This window comes from Emergencia sp. 1XD21-10 (genome assembly GCF_009936045.1).
GTDB classification, from domain to species: Bacteria; Bacillota; Clostridia; order Peptostreptococcales; family Anaerovoracaceae; genus Senimuribacter; species Senimuribacter intestinalis.
The window spans coordinates 144,043-162,897 of sequence record NZ_QWEQ01000004.1; the positions used below are offsets into that span (position 1 = coordinate 144,043).

Sequence of the window (18,855 nt, forward strand, 5' to 3'; positions counted from 1 at the left end):
CGTTTAGTAGGATACCACACCTCTGTAAAATATAAGGGTAAAAGTTTTCAGAGTACAGGTGGTGAACGCATGGACAAAAGAAACAACGATTTTGACTTTGATTTCAGACCGTTAGGACTGGCAATCAAAAAAGCCCGTAAAGCTCAAGGCGTGACCAGAGAACAGTTTGCGGAGATTATTGATTATAATCCCAGACATCTTCAAGCTGTTGAAAATGAGGGGCAGTATCCAAGCATAGAGCTGTTTCTTCAACTTATCACAATGTTTGATGTATCAGTTGACGAACATATACATACTGAGGAAAAAGCAAAGAAAAGTTCTATCCGAAGACGTTTGGATGCTATGCTTGACCGACTGGATGACAAAGAACTGTCTGTTGTCGAAGCAACTGTAAACGGGCTATGTAAAGCAAAAGAGCCAGAGGATTGACCTCTGGTTTCCTTTTGCTCCGCCCAACTAATAGTTTGGGCATCCGTAGCCGTATATTGAGCCGCTCCCAACTGGATAGCTCTGCTGTTTGCAGGCATCCCCAGAGTTACCCTCCACGGTGTAAACCGTCCCATTCTCGCATCTCTCCACGATTCCCACATGGTCGATTGAGCCGTTGCTCCCCCAATCAAAGAAAATGAGGTCGCCTGCCTGCGGCTCATAGTTCTTGTCCTGCCACTGTCCTTTGCCCTTGAACCAGTTTACGCCGTCCGAGCAGAGGGAGAATTTCGGCACAATTCCGCTTTCCAGATAGCCGCACTGGTCGGCACACCACGATGCGAAGCAGGCGCACCATTCCACACGTCCGTCAAAGCCGTACCAGCTCCAATAAGGCTGACCGCCCTCGTTGCCGAGCTGCGTCAAAGCAACTTCCACAATGGCTTGATTGCCGCCGCTTGTGAACGCCCGCCCGTATGGGTAGTAGCGCAGTACATGGGCGGGGTACTGCGTGTCGCCGTATTTCTCCCAACCGAGCCGCTGTGCCTGCATAGCAGAAAACTCCACCGCATTTGCATAGGAATAGCCGCCGTAGTTGGTCTTTGCCCATGAGATATACCCGTTCCCAAAGTTGTAGCCCTGCAGGGCGAGCTTGATGCGCTCCATGTCAATCGGGCTTTCCACCTCGGCTGATACAAGGGCAGCTTTTAGTTCCTGCACACCGCACTCGATGGAATATTCGGGGTCTTTGATGCCGTTCGGCTCATGGGGGTATTTCTTGTTGAAGCTCCCCTCCGCCGCCTGCATCGGGTCGCTACCCTTTCCGCCAGATTCCTGCATCATCACCGCCTTTATCAGTTCCACATATTCGGGGATGCCGTACTGCTTTGCATACTTCTGTATCAGCGGCGTGTAGGCTTCGACCTCCGCACTGACAGGGGTATAGGATGTGCTGTCGCTGCCGCCGCCAAACAGGGAAACCGCACATCCAAGCAGGACGACGATAAGGATTATCACAACGGCAATCCAGCCGCCTGCGATAAGGGCAGAAATCAACGCCTTAGTCCCTGCGATAATCGCCTTAACTGCCGCAATGGTCGCCTTGACCGTGCCTTTCGTTGCTTCGGCTGTCGCCTTTGCGGTGGCTTTCGCTGTCTGCGCCGCTTTCTGGGCGGCTTTGGCAGACGCTTTCGCCGTTTTCTGCGCCGCCTTTACGGTCTGCGACCTGGTCTTAATCGCTGTCTTGGATGTCGCCTTTGCGGTTTTCACGCCTTTTTCCGTCGCCTTGACCGTGCCTTTGGCTGTGGTCTTGACGGTTTTTTCCGCATTTCTGACGGTTGTCTTTATCGTCCGCTTTCCCTGCTGTCTGGTCTTTATCAGCGAGTTTGCCGCCGTCTGGGGCGTTTCGGTCTTGGCAGAAGCAGCAGAAGTAGCGGAAACAGCGGGACGGCTTGCAGTCCCTTGTATTTCCTGCAAGCCGTCCTGTCCCATTGTACGCATGGCGTTTTGTCCTGCCTTGTTCCGCATTGTTTTCTGCTCTGCGGCTTTCTTCGCCCGCTTTGCCTTAAAGTCGGCGATTTTATCCTTTGCCTTACCGATATTTTCCCTTGTGGCTTCAGCGTTTTTCTGCCCCTGCTTATTAAACTGGTGGATGCCCTCGTCCTTGATACGCCCCGAAGCATGGGAAACCTTGTCGGCGGCATATTCCGTGGGGGAATTTTCCTCTGCATAATATCCCTGTTCCGCCTTGTCCTTTGTCTTAGCATAAGCGGATTTCATGCGCTTGCCTGCTATGGCGGCTTTGTCTAAAGTCTTAATCGTTCCTTTGACCGCATCTCTGGTCTTTATATCAGCCATAAAATCCGACCTCCTTTCCCAGAAGATTTGCGGTCATGTCAGTTTACCTTTTTTGCCACCACGACAAGCCTGCCGTTCTGTGCCGAGTATTCGCAGGTGGAGAGGGTAATGAGCCTGTCGCCGTATTGGGCTGTCACGCCCGTATCATACAAGGCAAGCTCCTTGCACTTCCCGACAAAGGCATCAAATTCTTTTTCATTTTCCGCATTGACAAAATCATAGTAGCGGTAGCCCTGTGAGCTGTACGCCACGGTCTTAAACACGGCAATGATTTCATACTGCGCCTGCTCCGTGAGCGTGTCGAACTGGATGCTCTTATGCGTTTCATAAAAGCTCTTGGATTTGTAATCTTCCAATGCACCGAACATCCTGCCGCCTTTGATGTGGTGTCCGTAGATAACCAGATTGTCGCTTGTGGGGATGTCGCAGTCCTCTTGGATATACGGCACTCCCAAATCGCTGTATTCCTTTTCAAAGCTGTGCTTCAGATAGAAGTTGGGATTGTTCCTGCTCTGCATGACGGGGTAGTTGATGCCTGTTCCGTCAATGGCAATCCAACCGACCATATCCTCATTCTGCAAATACAGCTTTTTGTATTTCGCCAAAATGTCCTCGCCCTCACTGACGGGCGTATCCTTATCTCTGGGCGGTTCTTCCTCTGGCTCAGCGTTCTCCACAACCTCGGCAATCTCCGCAAAGGCTTCGGTCTGCTCGTCTATCTGCTGGTAATGGCTGTAAATCTTAAAACCGCAAAAAACCGCTGCTCCTAAAAAGGCGACAGCGGCGGCGGTACAGAGAATGGTTTTATAGTTCTTAAAATTCATAGGCTTTTCCTTTCATTTTTAAAATTTAACGTGTATGCTCCGCCTGCTTCTTAGGCGTTGGTAAATCCCTGCAATATTCGGGATACCGTGCCTTGATGCCCTCCATGAAATACGGGGCGAACTCGCAGCAGAACAATTCCTCTGGCGTGAACAGCTTCTCACGCCCTTCCTCGGCGTAACCGTTCCAGAGGTTAAAGGCAAGGTGGCAGACCTTGACCGTGCCGCTCGTCTGCCATCCTGCGTGCATCCCCTCTGGCTTGATGCAGTCCGTCTTAAAATCGAACATGGCGTTGATGTTCTGCCTTGTTTCCCCCGCAATCCCCATCACATAGAAAAACGCCCTGTGGTAGCAGTCGTTTACCCTGCATTTCATCATGCTTTCCAGAAAAAAATCACGGTGGGCTGCGTTGCGAAACCTTATCTCTGACATAAAAATCCCCCCAATCTTAGCACTCCCCAAATTTCGTCGTCATCAGCTTATACAATTCCGTATTGCGTGGAAACTTGTTTACGAACGGCACGAGGGAGCTGCCGACTTTCAAAAGCCCCTGCCCCGCACCGACATTCGTGATATAGCTCATCTGCAAATCGGAGATGTTAAGGAGCTTTGCAAGCTCGATACGGTCTGTGGATGCTTGGTTCAGCATGATGATGAATTCGCTGTTGGCAAGCATCGTCCTCGCCGTATGGCTCTGCAAGAGGTCGTCCACGTTCTGCGTGATGCCCGTGCAGTACGCCCCGTACTTACGCACACGCTTCCAGAGGGTAAAGAGGAAATTTGCCGAGTATTCATGCTGAAAGAGCAGATAAATCTCGTCAATGAAAATAAACGTGTTCCTGCCTTTCGCCCTGTTCTGGGTGATGCGGTTCAAAATGCTGTCAAGCACCACGAGCATACCGATAGGCTGTAACTGCTTGCCCAAATCGAGGATGTCATAGCAGATAAGGCGGCTGTGGGTGTCCACGTTCGTATGCTTGGCAAAGGTGTTGAGAGAGCCGTCCGTGAAAAGCTCAATCGCAAGGGCGATTTCCTGTGCTTCTGGCTCGTCCTGCTTTAACAGCTCCTCACGGAAGTCCTGCAAGGTCGGCGGCGTACCCATATAGTTGCCCTGCTGGTAGTAGCGGTAGACGCTCGCCGTGCAGCGGTCTATGATGGACTTCTGCTTTGCACCCAGACTTGCGCCGCCGATGAGCTGTTCGCACAAGGACAAAATAAACTCTGATTTCAAGATGACGGGGTTCGCACCGTCGCCGTAATCAGAGTTCATGTCCATTGCGTTGATGTGGTTGTCGCTTGTCGCCGAGATGTGGATAACCTCGCCCTGCATCGCCTTTACAAGAGGGGCGTACTCTCGTTCGGGGTCTATTACCAAGACATCGGCGTTGGGGTCGGTCAGAATGATGTTCGTCATTTCCTCCTTTGCCGTGAACGACTTGCCCGCACCAGACACGCCGAGGATAAAGGAATTGCCGTTCAAAAGGTGGCGGCGGTTGGCGATTATCATATTTTTGCTGATGACATTCTGCCCGTAATACACGCCGTCCTTATGGTAGATTTCCTGCACACGGAAAGGGATAAATACCGCAAGGCTCTCCGTCGTCAGCGTCCTCAACGCATCAATCTTCCTCACACCGAACGGCAGGGCGGTGTTCAGACCGTCCATCTGCTGGTACTTCAGCACGGCAAACTGGCAGAGATGCTTCCGTGCCGTCGTAAGCAAAGCTTCCGTGTCATTGTCAAGCTGCTCTTTGGTGTCTGCGGTATGCACCATCGTAAGCACCGCAAACATCATCCTCTGGTCACGGGTCGTCAAATCATCGAGGAACTCCTTGCTTTCCTTTCTCTGCTGCTCCAAGTCGTAGGGGATGACGGCGGAAAAGTTGTTGTTCTGGTTCTGCTTCCTCTGCCAGTTCGTGATGTTGGTTTCCACACCGAGCAGGCGGTTCTCCACCTCCCGCACGGCTTCGTCCGTCGGGACAGGCACGACGTCCACGGAAAGCATCATGTTACGGTTCAGCTCGCAAAGCTCCGCCACCATGCTGTCCTTGATATAGGCGGCGTACTCTCTGAGGAATATCACACGCCCGTAGCGGTTTCCCATCTTAAAATAATCTTTCTCGAACTCAAAGGAGTCGGGGCAGATATAGTCCTTGAAATCGTGACCTTTCCGCATGGTCTGTGCCATGTCAAAGGAGAACGCCGTTTCCTCGCCCGTGCGGTAAAAATCATGGAAGATACGCAGCTTGTCGTTTGCATCCAGTTCCGTACACTTCGAACCTAAGCGGTTGAAATGCCCGATAAGGTCAGCCCCGACACGGGCAAAATAATTCCTCGCTTCCTCGATGTTCTTCTTGCAGACGGAAACGGTTACATATTTGTCCTGCACGGTGGAGTTTGCCCCCGTCGCCTTGTCAAGCAGCATCTTGTTGTATTCCTTACGGTATTTATCCAAATCGTCCTCCGCCATCGGGATTAAGATTGTCTGCTCAAAATCCGCCTTATTGAGCCTGCGGTTGTTTATCGTGATTTTCGTGGTCGCCCCGCTGTCGAGGGCGTTTAAAAGCTCCGAGTATTCGAGGAACATCGCTTCCTTGTCCTCACGGCTCGCCACGGCGTAGTTGATGTCCTCAAACTTGAATGTCTTTGCGTATTTGTTCCTGCCCACAAGGAAGATGCCGTCCTCCCACATGGTCTTTAACGGGATGACCGCCTGCACCGACTTTGGCACAATGAATTTCTCCCTGTCCTGCTTGAACAGCGTTTTCAGCGTCTTAATCATAGTCTACCTCCTTGCGCTTTCTTGATTTCTTATTTTTCTTTCTGGCTTTTTCAGCCTGTTTTCTCCGTTCCCGTGCCGCTTTGCGCCTTGCCCTCCTGCATTTTTTCTTTTTCTTATCCTGCACGGCGGGCAAGCCCTTTTCATGGGCTTCAATGGCGTTCTTCATCGCTTCGTAATAAAGATTCTCTGGGGCAAATAAAATCTTCTTCGGCATCAGAAACTGCGACTTTATCCATGCCCACACAAACTGCTCGGCGGTCATGCCGTTATACCTTACAAAGCCCATGACCGCAAAAGGGGAAGCCCCCAAGATGCACATCCAGCTCAATGTTTCCGTCCCGAACCTGCCACGGAGCAGGAAGAACAAGCCGACCGCCACGCCGCAGGCAAGCACGGAAAACAGGAACTGCCGCATCGACAGCCCAAAGAACATGGATTCCGTGTAGTTGCGGATTTCCTTATTTATCTTGACTTCCATATCAGCACCCCTCCTCCCCGACATCCCCCGTCGAAATAAAGAGGATGCTGCGTTTTGGGATATATGCAAATCCAGAAATGGCATCCCCGATTTCAAATATCTCGTTATCGTCAGCTTTTTCAAATTTTCCGACCAGTCCTTTTTCCGCAGGCAGGTCATAGGCTTCGGAAGCCCCGATGACTTCTCCATTTAGCAAATGGATATTATAATTCTGGCAATACTTCGTTTCTTTTTTCATTTCAATTTTCCTTTCCTGTTGGATAATTACAAGCCCATCATCTCACGCACAACACGGTCTGCCATCTTAACCGCACCGACAAGGACGAGCATATTGAACACCAATTCCCCGATATAGCCCCACACCATCGTGACCGCCGCCGCATCGGGGTTGACTGCGGGCGGGGACGCCGCAAACACCGAGAAGATGATGCAGGCAAGCACGATGATTGCCCCCTCAAGGCAGACGGCGGAGTAGCTCTTGATGAAGCTCTTTCCCACGCTCTGGCTCGGCTCTCCTGCAAACGAGGACAGCGGCACGGGGGCGATGGCGGTATATAAATATAGCTTGAAAAATCTCCCATACACCGACATTATCATAATGAACGACAATACCGTGATAAACAGCCCGCCTATCAGCGTGACTGCCCATAAGGGGATGCTCTCGAAAAAGCCGCAGTCCTCCACGGCTGTCACAATCTCCTGCGGCAAGACGGTCTTTTGCGCCGAGCCAAAACCTGCGGCTTTCATAATGGCGGAAATCACGCCCTGCACGATTTTGAACAGAGCCATCATCAGCTCCAAGCCGTAAGTGACCGCACCTTTCGCAAGGGCGAAGCGGATGAACAGCTTCAAGGCGTGTTCGGGCTTCTTGACCTGTGCGAAGTCGCCGCAGGTACGCATCACGCCCACCACAAAGAACAGCACGAGCAGGGCAAGCCCGATAGCCTGCAACGCCCCGTGGATGTCAACGATGACTTTCCATATCGTACCGCCCTTAAAGGTTTCTGGGGATTGGGTGATGAGCTGCCATATCTCGGCTAACTTTTCATTCCATGTGTCAAGGGCGTTCTCCAAGTTCTGGACTACCCAGTTGTCTGACATTCGACCACCTCCGTTCTTAAAATTTGATAGCGGGGCAAGTTCCGCAGGGCGGATCTGCCCCGTTATCCTGTCTTGTGTCAGTCTGTTATTTCAGTCTGTTTTGGATTAGCCCGTGATGAGGGTCAAAATCTCTTTCGCAAAGGTAATCACTACGCCGCCCGCCAGTGTGAGGAAGCCGTTCGCCCTCTGGGACGGGTCGTGGGATTTCAGCGACAAGCCGACCTGCACGATGCCGAAGCCGAGCATAATCATCCCGACCGCCCGTATCAGACCGAAGATGAAATTGGAAAGGTTGTTGACGACGGCAATCGGGTCATTGGCGGCAAAGGCGGTCATGGATGTGCCAAATACCATCATAACGGCAAGCACCGCCACGCAGTAATGGCGGAAGCCCTTTTTTACCTTGCCTGTCATCGGCAGTTTCTGGGTTGCTTTCTTCTCGTTTTTCTGGAAAAGTTTCATAGGGTAAATCCTCCTTATAAATTGAATATTTCTTCCAAGTCCTCATCGGACAGAAGCTCATAGGATGTGCTGACAGGGTTAAGCGCAACAGCGTCTTTTGGAATATCCCCGCCAAACACAAAGGTTGCGACCGCCTGCGTCGGCTCGCCGTGGATATACGGCGGCTTCCCACCGTCGGCGGTCAGTTTCACATTCGGGTGTTTCAGGATGTCGTACTTCAAATCCATGACGGGGCGTTCCCCACGCACAAAAAGAAGTGCGTAGCGGTTGTCAAGCATACGCACCTCGTCTGGGGTTAAAAGCTCACGCCCCGAAATCTGGTAGTTTGTGGAATAGTTGCCGCTCCGCCCAGAGCTTTTCCCGTAGGTGTTCGTGTCTATCGTGGCTTTTCCAAGAAGCTCACTTACAAACTTATGGGTACTCTGCTCGTTGCCGCCCAGGTAGAGGAACTCATCGGCGTTCCCGACGATGCTTTCCCACTGTTTCTCAAACAGGGCTTTAAGCTGTGCCAGATTTTGCAGGATAATCGAAACGGACACGCCCCTTGACCTCATAACTGACAGTATCTTGTCAAAGTCATCGGGCAAACTGACGTTGTAGGCTAAGAATCCGGCGCCTTACTGTCTCACGACAGCAGGTTTCCGAACCCTCGCCCCGGAACCGCACGTACACCTCTCGATGTATACGGCTCCCCACTATACATCCTCTACATTTATTTATGGATTCTGTCATAGCAGTCTCCACACACTACAAGCGTTTTTCTTTTCTTCTTGTTCATAATCGCTCCCCATTCCGTATTAACATCAAGGTCGCTCATACTTTTTACCTGATATACCTTAACCGCTGGCACATATGCGCCACACATTTCGCAGACATTCGCCTTATATCTGAAAAACAGTTCTTTGGGCTTGTTCATCTGCTCATATTCGGGTATGATGTCTGCATAACTTCCAAGGGCATATTTCACCCTGCGGAATCCCTCATTGTAGAGGACTGCATACTTTGTACCTTTCTGTGTTTTGTACGGCACTTTAAATTCTTTGTTTTTGGTATATTTGAGCTTTGCTTTTGTCATCGTGATACGGTATTTTGCCGCAACGGTCTTGTATAGGCTGTATTCCATGACATAATGGAACTTATTTAATACGGAGACATTACTCGCAAGTCGGTAGTAATTGTAAATCCCCCGAATCTGCGCATTGTACTTCCGTACCATTTCATGCACTGGCAGAAAAATATAGTCGTTCCGCTGTAACGGCTTCCAGACTTCTTTTTCCCCTGCCCTTGACACGATTTTCAGCACACCGTATCCTAACAGTTTCCCCACCCATTTCTCTTTTGGCAGGTACAGCTTGATTTTGCCGGTGTAGGCTTTAACAGTCCCTTTTCCTTTGGCTTTTTTCAGCGCACTGTCGTTGCATACCGTAACGTCATAGCCGAGAAACCTCGCTTTGTTGTCACTGTTCGTGATGAGCGTCTTTTCCACAGACAATTCCAGTTTCAGCGTTTCCTCAAAGAACCTCCCAATATCGGACTTTATCTTTTCAGCGTCCTCTTTGCTTCCGATTACGCCAATAAGAAAATCATCGGCATACCGTACATATTGAATCCGCTTATAACCTGTGTCCATTGGGTCTCCCATAGGGATTTTCTGGAACCCTCTCTTTAACTCTGCCAGTCGGCGTACCGCTTCCTGCTTTTCTGTATCAGAGTAGCCGTCCCATTCTTTTCGGATTTTGGCTTTGCACCTTTGGCGGTATGACTGTTTTCTGGAATACTCATTGTTCCTTTTTCTGCCCGTACCTTTATCAAATCCCTTTTTGTAGCCCTCCATAAATCGGTCAAACTCATTAAGGTAGATGTTTGCAAAGATTGGGCTGATGCCAGAACCCTGGGCTATGCCGCTGAACGTAGCATTATATTCCCAGTTCTCCATATACCCTGCTTTGAGGAATTTCCAAATCAGCTCAATAAAGGCTTCATCTTTAATCCGCCTGCGCAGGATATTTATAAGGCTGTGGTGGTCTATCGTATCAAAATACGACTTTATATCTCCCTCCACAAACCATTTCACACCTGTAAAGTTCTGCTGTAACTGTAAGAGTGCCGTATGGCAGCTTCTGCCGGGTCTAAAGCCGTGGGAATAGTTGGAGAATGTCGGTTCATAAATACTTTCAAGAATCATCTTAATGACTTCCTCCACCAGTTTGTCGTCTGACGATGATATCCCAAGCGGTCTCATTTTCCCATTTTTCTTTTTGATATACTGTCTGCGGACAGGGTTCGGCTGATAACTGTGGTCTTTCACCGCATGGATAATCCGCTCCACTCTTTCTTTACCATAACCGTCGAGTGTCAGCCCATCTATGCCGGGTGTCATTGCGCCCTTGTTGGCGTAGATGTTTTGGAGAGCCTGCAAGTAGAAATCCTCATTATAAAGATTCCTGTACAGTCTCTCATACTTGTAGTTTTCCTCTTTCGAGTGTTTCTGTAGATTCTCCAAAATAATCTTTGGACTTCTCATGATGTCTCACACACCTTTCCTAAATTATTTTAGTCGTATAGCTGTCTCCCTTCGCCATGTGAACGGTATTACCGCCTCGGACTACTATGGAGACTCCGTAGCCATGCAGGATATTCAGACACTGTATGCCATAGCTTAAAATGGTAAGCGTTCCTGTTTAGGCTATCCTCGTTTAGGCTTGTCTGTACAAGCGTGTCATGTTGTCGGCTATGACGTTCGCCGTTTTCCGCTTATTGCGGCTGGCCAGTGCGGAATGTGATGTGTAGACGCAGTTCGCAAACTCTGCGTACACCCTGCACTGCCTGACGTATAATAGCTATCTTCCGTCAGTGCTGACGATAAAGCCCCTCTGGCTGTCATTTAAGCAGTGTAGCTGTTTAACCTCATACATGACATTTCATCTTGATGCCCGTTCACAGCCTGATAACTGGCTGAATAGCACCGTTGCCGACATGCTATACTCCCCGTCGGGTTTCCCTTTCGGATAAGTCGGTTGATGATAGGAATCAGGCTTCAAATGAAGCCCTCACATTGAACCTACTATCTTGCTAAAGATAGATTACAAACAAGCCCGCGCGGAACAAATGGGTTCCGCTTACGAGCGCACGGCAAATTCATCCATAATAAACTGGCAGTGGACGGGCAGACTCCCGCCGTACTTATGGTCGGCGAGGTAGAATAACTGTTGGAATAGCTGCGTGTATAACAGCGACACAAGGAAATTGAAACTGGTGTCGTTGTCTGGTATCAGTGCGAACAGTGCGACTTTCTTCTCCCCCAAAGACGGCAAATCCAATTCATCTGTGGCGGTCAATCCTGCAAGGCTTTCCAGATTGAACTTCTCAAGCCTTGCGGCAAGGGTTATCTGGATGCTCTTTAGCGTTTTGGCTGAACCAGAATGGTAATCTCTGTAATACTTTAATGCGATATGCTCTGGGTTTACCATCTCCAAGCGGGCAAACAATTCGTCAAGCGGGCTTACATAGCCGTCGTCATCTTCCCTTACCTCGCCTGCCCTTAAAAGCTCCATCACCATCGGGAAATTCTGCTCGTCTGGCGGGGCTTCGTATTTCAGATAGAACACGAGGGACAATAGAAGCATACTCGCCGCCGTGTCCCAGAACGGGTCTTGCGACTGTGAGCCTTTCGGCGTGGTCGCCTTAAAGAGATTCGTCACAAGCCGCTGCACGTCGTTGTCGTTCCGAAGATAAACAAACGGGTTGTAACAGTGGCTCTTGTGCATGTTGATTAAATCAAGCACACGCACCTCATAGCCTTTCTTTTCCAGAAGCCCGCCCGTGTCACGGACAATCTCGCCCTTTGGGTCTAAGATTACCATTGACGTGTTGCACTGCATCACGTTCGGCTTACAAAAAAATCTGGTCTTTCCTGCACCAGAGCCGCCCACCACGAGGATATTCAGATTCCTCCTGTGCTTCTTCCCGTCAAGCCCGATGCGGACGCTCTGGGTCAGCAGCTTGTTTTCCGATGCGTCTTTATCTCGGTACTTCTTATTGAGAGTGCCTGCGCTGCCCCATTTTGCAGAGCCGTGTTCCTCCCCCTTGCGGTAGTTCCTGCGTGTGGAGAAATAAACGCCGATTCCCATGCCGTAGGCAAGCAGGAAAATAAGGACAGTCCTTACGCTGTCCCCGCATACCGTTATGGAAAACGGATTTTCGATTGCTGCGGATAAGTTGCCGATTATCTCCACGATGCCGCCGCTGACATAAGGGGCTGTCAGCAGGGCAAGCCACACGACAGGAACAAGCCCGCATAAAGAGAGGATTAAGCCCGCCTTATAATCATCACCGTTCTTCATGGCACTTGCACGGGGCGACCTTTACTTTCTTGGTCGGGGCGAATGCCACCCTGCTTATCAGCTCGTCAACAGGCTCGGTGGGGCGTTCCTCCTGTATCTGCTGTGTCCGCAGGGTGTTGAGGGCGTTGAGGACGATATTCTTGTCGTATTTGTCCAATGCCAGATGGTATCGTTCTTCTTTCATAGTCTGCACCTCCGATTAGCGTTCCTGCTCCTTGTGCTTGGGCGGCTTGTTCTTCTCAAGGCTCTTATACATGTCCGACTGGATTTCACCGAGTACGTCACGCATCGAGCCAAGCTGCCCTTTAAATTCCTGCGTTTCCATGCCCGCAAATTCTTTCGGGAGATTGTCGAAGCGGAAGCCCTTTGTGTCCACGCCGTAGCGGGAGCTTACCATATAGGCGACGCAGAACGACTTGAAATCCGAAGCGTCACGGCTCTCCTTGTGCTTACAGTCAAAGACCGCCGCCGACACTTCCTTTGCCATGCTGACAAAGAGCTGTTCCTCATTTAATCCCGTCTTGATGAAGAGGGTCTGCTGTGCGCTGTCGTAGAACGCAGGCAGCTCAAGGTCGTCCACTGGCACAAAGGAAACGGGGCTTGCGTCAATCATCGCCGACACAAGCTCCCGCATGGTTTTGGCTTCCTGCGGCTGCTGCCTGTCCTTTGCCGAAGTCTGGGAAATGTCGTAGACCACTTTTGCGTTGTAGCCGACCGCCTTTGAGCCGTCCTCCCGCTCGTATTCTTTCCCTGGCTCAAGGATGGTGACTTTCTGTGCGTCCTTGTCCACATAGGCACGGCTCTGTTTCCAACTGCCGTAATCTTTAAGCTGCGTCGCTTCGGGCATCTGTGCCGAAACCAAGATGGCGTTGTTGACGGAGTAGCGGTCAAAATGCCCCTGCACGTCAAGGTACTGCTGAAACGCACCTCCGTCCGCCATCATTTTTTCGCAGGTCGTGTCTATCAGCTCATAGGCTGCTTTCCGCTGCTCCTGTTTCTGCGCCGCCCATTCCTCTTTGTTAAAAGGTCTGCCGCCGCCGCTGAATACGTCATAAATGCTCATGCTTATCTTGCTCCTTTCGATTTTGATTTCCGTTTCCGCTTCTGGGGCTGCTTATGCTCCGTCTTTCCTGCGGGCGGCTTCTTCGCCCTGTCGGGAGATTTCTCTTTGTCAAGGTTCGGGGAAGCGTCCGCTTCCTGCCCCTTGCGGCTCTCCTTGATTTTCCGCAGTTCCTCCCTGACTGACGGCTTCTCCGTCTTAGCCATAGTAGCCCCCTCTGCGGGCTTCCTTTGCTGCTTTAAGGTAGGCTCGGACAGAGGGGATTTTTCTATCTTTGCCACCGAGGGGTTTGGGGCGTTTTCCTCCTTTTGGAGCGGCTTGCCCATAAGGGCGTCCATGAGCCTGTCTTTCTCCGCCTTTTCCTCCACGCCGATGTCTGGCTCTGGCTGACCGTCCTTTGCCCCTGCATCTTTTTCTCCTGCGGTCTTGGCATCTTTCGCCCTTCCTTTTTCCCCTTTCGATTTCTCCGCTTCGGTCACGATGGAAGCAGTATCTACCGACGCAAGGCTGAACCGCTCCACAATGCGGCTGATTTTTGATGCGTCCTCCGCACGGGCAATCACATCCACCTCCGCATCGGGGTCTTTGTTCTTACGGTCTGCTAAAACGCAGTAGAGTACGCCGTATTTCTTCGCTTCCTGCGTGAACTTCTTCAAGTCGCCGCTTTTTACGGTAAAGACTTTTAACTCTTTCCCAGAGCGGAGCATGTTTGTGAGCCTTGCCTTTCCTTTGGTTTTCTGTTCCTCTTTTAAAATGGAGTAGAGCAGGATGGCGATGTTCTTCGCACCCGCCCCCGTAATTCTGGCTGCGACCTCAAATCCCTCCAAGCTCATCCTTACGAGTTGCTCTGCCGCTTCGCCGCCTGTGTTCATGCTTCATCAGCTCCTTTCCTTTTTCTTTGTTCTCATCTGCCCGTATGGTCTGCAACTTCTCTTTGAGAATGTCGCTGCGGGCTTCGATTCCCTCACATAATCTGACCTCCCTCCGCAGTGTTTTCATGCGCCCCGTGATTTCCGACAGCCGAGCCTTGACCGCTTCTTTTTCTTCCCCGACGGATTTTCGGGATTGGGAGTAAAGCCCCTTTCGCTGTTCGGTCAGCTCCTGCATCTCGGATTCCAGAGAGCCTTTATAAGACAAAAGCTGCTCCGCCGTATCTATATGGTTGCGGCAGAGCAGCCTTGTTTCGTTGGTAATAGCTTCCATCTTCATAAGGTCATCCTTTAGGAGATAGTGAAGCCTTGCATAATTCTGTTGTTTCTTCTTTGGCAGGATGCCGAGCTTGTAGCAGTAATGGAGATACAGCCCACGCAAGCCGCCGATTTTCTTGGCGTCCTTTAACGTGCCTTTTACCCTTATGACCTTGACGGGCTTTGTCGGCTCGGCAAATCGGGAGAATTTCACCGCATAAGAATTTTCTTTGATGCGTTCCGTTATCCTCTCGTTGGTGTAATCCTCGCCGAGCTTGTAGAGCCGCTTCGGTCTTTGCCATCCCTTGCCGATTATCGTCCAGTATTTTCTGTTAGGGTCAAAATTGATGCGGTATCCCATTTCTGACAACTGGCGGTCAAAGTCTTTCAGCGTAAATGATTTTGAGATGGCTTCGTCCACCGCCTGCCGTGCCACGCTGTCCCTCGTAGGCAAGCCGTTCTTCTCGGCTTGGCAGAGGACATAGGGCTTCTTCCTGCCGCTTGGGTGTTCAATGACCGATAAGGAATACTCACGGCACAATTCATCCGAACGCTGGCGGAGCAGCCGCAGGTTCTTCTTGTTGTCGTGGTAATGCCTGCCGTCAATATAAGAAACGGAGTTGACGACAAAGTGGTTGTGCAGGCATTCCGTGTTCAGATGCGTCGCCACAATCACTTGAAACCTTTTCCCCCACATCTTCTCCGCCAGCTTCACGCCGACCTCATGGGCAACCTCTGGCGTGACCTCGCCGTGCTTGAAACTCTGGAAGCCGTGATAGCAGACAATTTCGCTTTCATCGTTCCATTGGGCTTTTGCCATCATCATCTCGTCCCTTGCGGTGGCAGGGTCGCAGTTCACTCCCGTGACAAAAAACTGCCGCTCGGTCTTGTCGCCGTTGGTGGCGTACTTCATCACATCGCCCATCGCCTGCAAGTCCGCATCCGTGTATTTTGGGTTGGCGGTCTTTTCTGGGTTCTCGGCGTAGTCGATGGGATGGTCGAGCCTGCCCCTTACGTCCCATATCTCGCAGACCGCCATCAGCCAGATGTCTTCCTCGGAACAAGGTAGCTCCTGCTTACGTCCAGACGGAAGTCCCGCCACCGCTTGGCTTCGTCATAGAGCATCGGCGTGTCCACAAAGTTCAAGGCGTTCGCCTTTGCCGCAAGTTGGTTGATGCGGTTGCCGATGGCGGACAGCTCCCGCATGATTTTATAGAACTCTGGGTCTGGCTTCTCGCATAGGCGGTAGCCCATGACCATCGACTGGAGCAGGGCTTGTCTGGAATGCCCCGCCCGCTCCGCAAGGGAGCAGAGGTATTCAGCTTCTTCCTCGGTCAGTCGGAACAGTATCTGTACGTTTCGTTTCCGCATCCAAATCCCCCTTTCCCTCGGAGAGCCTGTTAATCTGCAGCACGCACATAGCCGCCACGCCGCACATCCCTCCGAGCGTTGCGCCGAGGATAAAATATATAAATTCACTCATTCTTGGATTCCTTTCTGTGACCGCCGTGCCGCACATGGCATGGCGGTATACTTTGGCATTGTTCTTTTTACGGGGTATTAGGGGAGCTTTCCCCTAACAAGCGAATTTTGTTTCCATCGGCAGATGGATAACCAAATTCAGTGCTTGGTAAGACGTGTCTTTAATCCCCGCCCTTATGACAGCATCCTTTACATACCGTTCCAAAGCACGGACATTCCGAACAGCAGCCGTCCTCAAAATCATCTTCCTCGGCTTTGCTTTCTTCCCCTGCGTCCTCTAAGGGAGCGTTAATCTCGGCTTCGCCGCAGACAAAATCCCCGTCGGAAAACCTCACAAGGTCGGTGTCAAACAGGATAATTTTTAACTTCTCCGCCGCCTGTTCGGGGCTGTCGGCATGGATGGAAATGGTCTTTGCATAGTGAGCGACAAGGGTCACTTCATAATTTTTCAATCGTTCTTTCCTCCCTTTCGGTCTGAAATTTTGTTGTGGTTACAGTCATTTCTTGCTAAAAATCTTCATCCAGTCAGCGGGCATCCCTCCTCTCACGGCTCGGTTTCTGCCTTGCAATCCCCAGATAGGACATTAAAAAATCGTTGAAGTCCTTGCCGATTGGCGGCGGTTCATCAACGATTCGGTAGTCTTTCTGCAACAATTCTTTCAATGCAGCGGTACATAGCCGACCTGCCCTGTCTTTATCCAGATGCAGAAATATAGTTTTAATTTGCGGGTTTGCTTTCAAAAAAGTCGTGAGGGCAACGGGGATTTTGCTTTCTTTCAGCTCTTTCTTTGGCTGATACACGCCCGACAGGGAGAGAAGATTCTCCGCTTTATAATCCTTTCCCTCACATTTTAAATAGGTGGCGTAGGATAATAAATCAATGGCGGCTTCAAATAAATGCACGGCATCGGTCGGCTCTTTTGCCAGAAGCCGAAACGAGTACCGCTTGTCGCTGCCCGATGCGTCTCGCTTGAAGCTCCCCACCGTGCCACGGCAGGCGGCGTATTTTGGTGTTCCGCTTTCATCTTTCCCGATAAAAACGGCGTTGTGGTAGTCGGCACTCTCAAATATAATTCCCTCGGCAACGCACTCTTGAATAAGCTGATAGTCAATGCCACGCCCGAAAAGATACTCGGTCACTCTGCCGCAGTCCTTATTCTTCGGCGGCAGGAGCAGCACCTTTGGCTCGTCCTTTTTCACGGCAGGGGGCGGCGGCTTCCAGTCCGCCATCGTCTGCCCTGTGAGGGTTTCCACGGCTTCCACAAAGCCGTATTCCTTGACTTTCATCAGATAGTCGAGGGCAGAATAGCCGCCGAAGCCCCTCGACCACCAGTACCATTTGCCGTTGGAAATCTTCAAGCTGTCATGTTCGGCGGTACAGTAGACGTTCGTCGTGCCTTTGACTTTGACAAGGTTGCTCGGCTCATAGACTCTAAGATAGGAGAGTAAGTCTATCTGCCTTGCCTGCTCAAGCACGTCTGGGTCAATCTGTACATAGGGTTTAGATGCTCTCATTCAATAAAAATCACCTCCAAAAATAGAATTAGCCGAGGGGCTTTCGGTAGGGAAAACCTCTCGGCTATGTAAAAAGTCTGCTTTGTATTTCATGCCATCTTAAACACAAACTCTATAACACTTAATGCATTAAGAAGCTGAACGCATTCAAATCTCTCAATATTTCTTGTGCATTTTCCGTGCAAGAGCCAATTACGGTTAATATATGGCGGTTCATTTTTGCTATCAAGTGTATATATTCCATCTACAAATAATCTATTCAGAAATTCAATCAAAGATGGATACATATCTAAAAACAGAAATCTCTTTGTAAAAACAGAATCTGTTTTTACAAATACTTTTTTTAAATGTTGTTCAAAACCATCTTCAGAGTATTTTTTTGAATAGGACATTTTTCTTGGGTAATTCATATAGTCATTCGTCCTTGATTCTAGTAATGCAACTAAATACATAGCAGCCGTCATATAATCTTCCTTATCATATGCTTCTATACCCTTATTATAGTAACGACAACTAGGTGCTTCTACATAGGACTTTGATAGACCACTTCTGATACTCCTTAGACTATTGCTATTATCTGCATCAAAATATTCTATTATTTCGGCATCCTTTCCTTGAACTATAAGTTGATACCACTCTTTGATTTCTCTTGGATTAGAATGCTCCGATACAACCCAACCTGCTTTCCCAACTGTTTTGCAAATATCTATTTCCTCTCCATATTTATTCAAAAAATCTTCGTGCGACAAATTTTCACTTGCTTTTGCTTCAACAATAAATGCTTTTACTTCCTCTGAAATTGGAAATGTCCTTAAATTTGACATTGTATCCTGTATTGCTTTCATCTGAGGAAGTATGTTGTTCAGTTGGAAGTTACGGGTAATCTCGTTTGCTATTTTCTGCATAGTTTCAGCTAAACGATTATAATCTGCGTCTCTATTTTTCTCGCTCATATTGCACCTCACATTTTTTATAAATTTCGTTGTTATTCAACCTCTAAGCAATATACAAAAACCAAATCACTTCGATGACCTCTTTAGCAATTTCACTCTGTTTTTATCCATAAAGCCTCTGGGAATTTTCATCTAATCATTTTATTGAACCTCCTAAACTAATCAATAAAAAAACACATTCCAACACTTATCAATAAATATATGCACATGTTTTTCGTGCTTTATCTTTAGTGTTTTTAGAATGTGTTCTCTCTGGTATTTTTATCCAGACTAAACCTTTTGCAGAAGCTTGTCAATACTTTTTTACGATTATCAATGAAAAAAATCGGGTTATAGGATTTCTTGTCTGTTTCGGCTATGTAAAAAGACGGCATCTGCACTCACGCC

At 49.6% G+C, this 18,855-nt stretch carries 19 protein-coding genes and 2 pseudogenes; 1 reads left to right on the forward strand and 20 read right to left on the reverse strand.

Going from position 1 to position 18,855, the window contains the following annotated elements; translation table 11 throughout:
• Positions 1–69 precede the first annotated feature (69 nt).
• Positions 70–429: a helix-turn-helix transcriptional regulator gene (locus tag D1151_RS03315; RefSeq protein ID WP_016221089.1), complete on the forward strand. Its 360-nt coding sequence runs from the start codon at positions 70–72 to the stop codon at positions 427–429.
• Between the two features lie 27 nt (positions 430–456).
• Here the strand turns inward: D1151_RS03315 and D1151_RS03320 are convergent, their stop codons facing one another.
• The 20 genes and pseudogenes from D1151_RS03320 to D1151_RS03415 form a co-directional block, all read right to left on the reverse strand.
• The gene (locus D1151_RS03320) at positions 457–2,283 is read right to left on the reverse strand and encodes a lysozyme family protein (protein ID WP_161907929.1); all 1,827 of its coding nucleotides are present in this window, start codon (positions 2,281–2,283) and stop codon (positions 457–459) included.
• Positions 2,284–2,321: 38 nt separating this feature from the next.
• Complete coding sequence (srtB, locus tag D1151_RS03325) at positions 2,322–3,107, reverse strand: class B sortase (protein WP_161907930.1); 786 nt, start codon at positions 3,105–3,107, stop codon at positions 2,322–2,324.
• Between the two features lie 25 nt (positions 3,108–3,132).
• Positions 3,133–3,537, reverse strand: a complete 405-nt coding sequence (locus tag D1151_RS03330; protein ID WP_161907931.1) for a DUF6075 family protein — start codon at positions 3,535–3,537, stop codon at positions 3,133–3,135.
• A 16-nt stretch (positions 3,538–3,553) separates the two neighbouring features.
• Positions 3,554–5,887 (reverse strand): VirB4-like conjugal transfer ATPase, CD1110 family, encoded by a 2,334-nt coding sequence (locus D1151_RS03335; RefSeq protein ID WP_161907932.1) that lies wholly within the window; start codon positions 5,885–5,887, stop codon positions 3,554–3,556.
• A complete protein-coding gene (locus tag D1151_RS03340; RefSeq protein ID WP_161907933.1) occupies positions 5,880–6,365 on the reverse strand; it encodes a PrgI family protein in 486 nt (161 codons plus the stop codon). The genes D1151_RS03335 and D1151_RS03340 overlap by 8 nt, the downstream gene beginning before the upstream one ends.
• Before the next feature lies 1 nt (position 6,366).
• Complete coding sequence (locus D1151_RS03345; protein WP_161907934.1) at positions 6,367–6,603, reverse strand: hypothetical protein; 237 nt, start codon at positions 6,601–6,603, stop codon at positions 6,367–6,369.
• A gap of 26 nt (positions 6,604–6,629) precedes the next feature.
• Positions 6,630–7,466 carry a hypothetical protein gene (locus tag D1151_RS03350; RefSeq protein WP_161907935.1) on the reverse strand — a complete coding sequence of 279 codons (837 nt, stop codon included), beginning with the start codon at positions 7,464–7,466 and terminating at the stop codon, positions 6,630–6,632.
• A 105-nt stretch (positions 7,467–7,571) separates the two neighbouring features.
• Positions 7,572–7,928 (reverse strand): glutamyl-tRNA amidotransferase, encoded by a 357-nt coding sequence (locus D1151_RS03355; RefSeq protein ID WP_120391757.1) that lies wholly within the window; start codon positions 7,926–7,928, stop codon positions 7,572–7,574.
• 14 nt (positions 7,929–7,942) lie between these two features.
• Positions 7,943–8,524, reverse strand: a pseudogene (locus D1151_RS03360) (type IV secretory system conjugative DNA transfer family protein); the annotation flags it as partial.
• A gap of 116 nt (positions 8,525–8,640) precedes the next feature.
• A complete protein-coding gene (locus D1151_RS03365; protein ID WP_161907936.1) occupies positions 8,641–10,452 on the reverse strand; it encodes a reverse transcriptase domain-containing protein in 1,812 nt (603 codons plus the stop codon).
• Positions 10,453–11,059: 607 nt separating this feature from the next.
• A pseudogene (locus tag D1151_RS03370) lies at positions 11,060–12,271 on the reverse strand (VirD4-like conjugal transfer protein, CD1115 family); the annotation flags it as partial.
• On the reverse strand, positions 12,258–12,455 hold the full coding sequence (locus D1151_RS03375; protein ID WP_016221079.1) for a hypothetical protein: 198 nt from the start codon (positions 12,453–12,455) through the stop codon (positions 12,258–12,260). The pseudogene D1151_RS03370 and the gene D1151_RS03375, both read right to left, overlap by 14 nt.
• A gap of 15 nt (positions 12,456–12,470) precedes the next feature.
• Positions 12,471–13,334, reverse strand: coding sequence for a hypothetical protein (locus D1151_RS03380; protein ID WP_161907937.1), 864 nt, complete (start codon positions 13,332–13,334; stop codon positions 12,471–12,473).
• A 2-nt stretch (positions 13,335–13,336) separates the two neighbouring features.
• Positions 13,337–14,203, reverse strand: a complete 867-nt coding sequence (locus tag D1151_RS03385) for a PcfB family protein (RefSeq protein WP_161907938.1) — start codon at positions 14,201–14,203, stop codon at positions 13,337–13,339.
• Positions 14,145–15,557, reverse strand: a complete 1,413-nt coding sequence (locus D1151_RS03390; RefSeq protein ID WP_161907939.1) for a relaxase/mobilization nuclease domain-containing protein — start codon at positions 15,555–15,557, stop codon at positions 14,145–14,147. The genes D1151_RS03385 and D1151_RS03390 overlap by 59 nt, the downstream gene beginning before the upstream one ends.
• A complete protein-coding gene (locus tag D1151_RS03395) occupies positions 15,557–15,889 on the reverse strand; it encodes a hypothetical protein (protein WP_016297389.1) in 333 nt (110 codons plus the stop codon). Before D1151_RS03395 ends, D1151_RS03390 begins: the two co-directional genes overlap by 1 nt.
• The gene (locus D1151_RS03400; RefSeq protein WP_161907940.1) at positions 15,837–16,001 is read right to left on the reverse strand and encodes a DUF3789 domain-containing protein; all 165 of its coding nucleotides are present in this window, start codon (positions 15,999–16,001) and stop codon (positions 15,837–15,839) included. The genes D1151_RS03395 and D1151_RS03400 overlap by 53 nt, the downstream gene beginning before the upstream one ends.
• 160 nt (positions 16,002–16,161) lie before the next feature.
• A complete protein-coding gene (locus D1151_RS03405; RefSeq protein WP_161907941.1) occupies positions 16,162–16,452 on the reverse strand; it encodes a hypothetical protein in 291 nt (96 codons plus the stop codon).
• Positions 16,453–16,525: 73 nt separating this feature from the next.
• Positions 16,526–17,515 (reverse strand): DUF3991 and TOPRIM domain-containing protein, encoded by a 990-nt coding sequence (locus tag D1151_RS03410; RefSeq protein WP_161907942.1) that lies wholly within the window; start codon positions 17,513–17,515, stop codon positions 16,526–16,528.
• Positions 17,516–17,604: 89 nt separating this feature from the next.
• The gene (locus D1151_RS03415) at positions 17,605–18,468 is read right to left on the reverse strand and encodes a hypothetical protein (protein WP_016221071.1); all 864 of its coding nucleotides are present in this window, start codon (positions 18,466–18,468) and stop codon (positions 17,605–17,607) included.
• Positions 18,469–18,855: the final 387 nt, after the last annotated feature.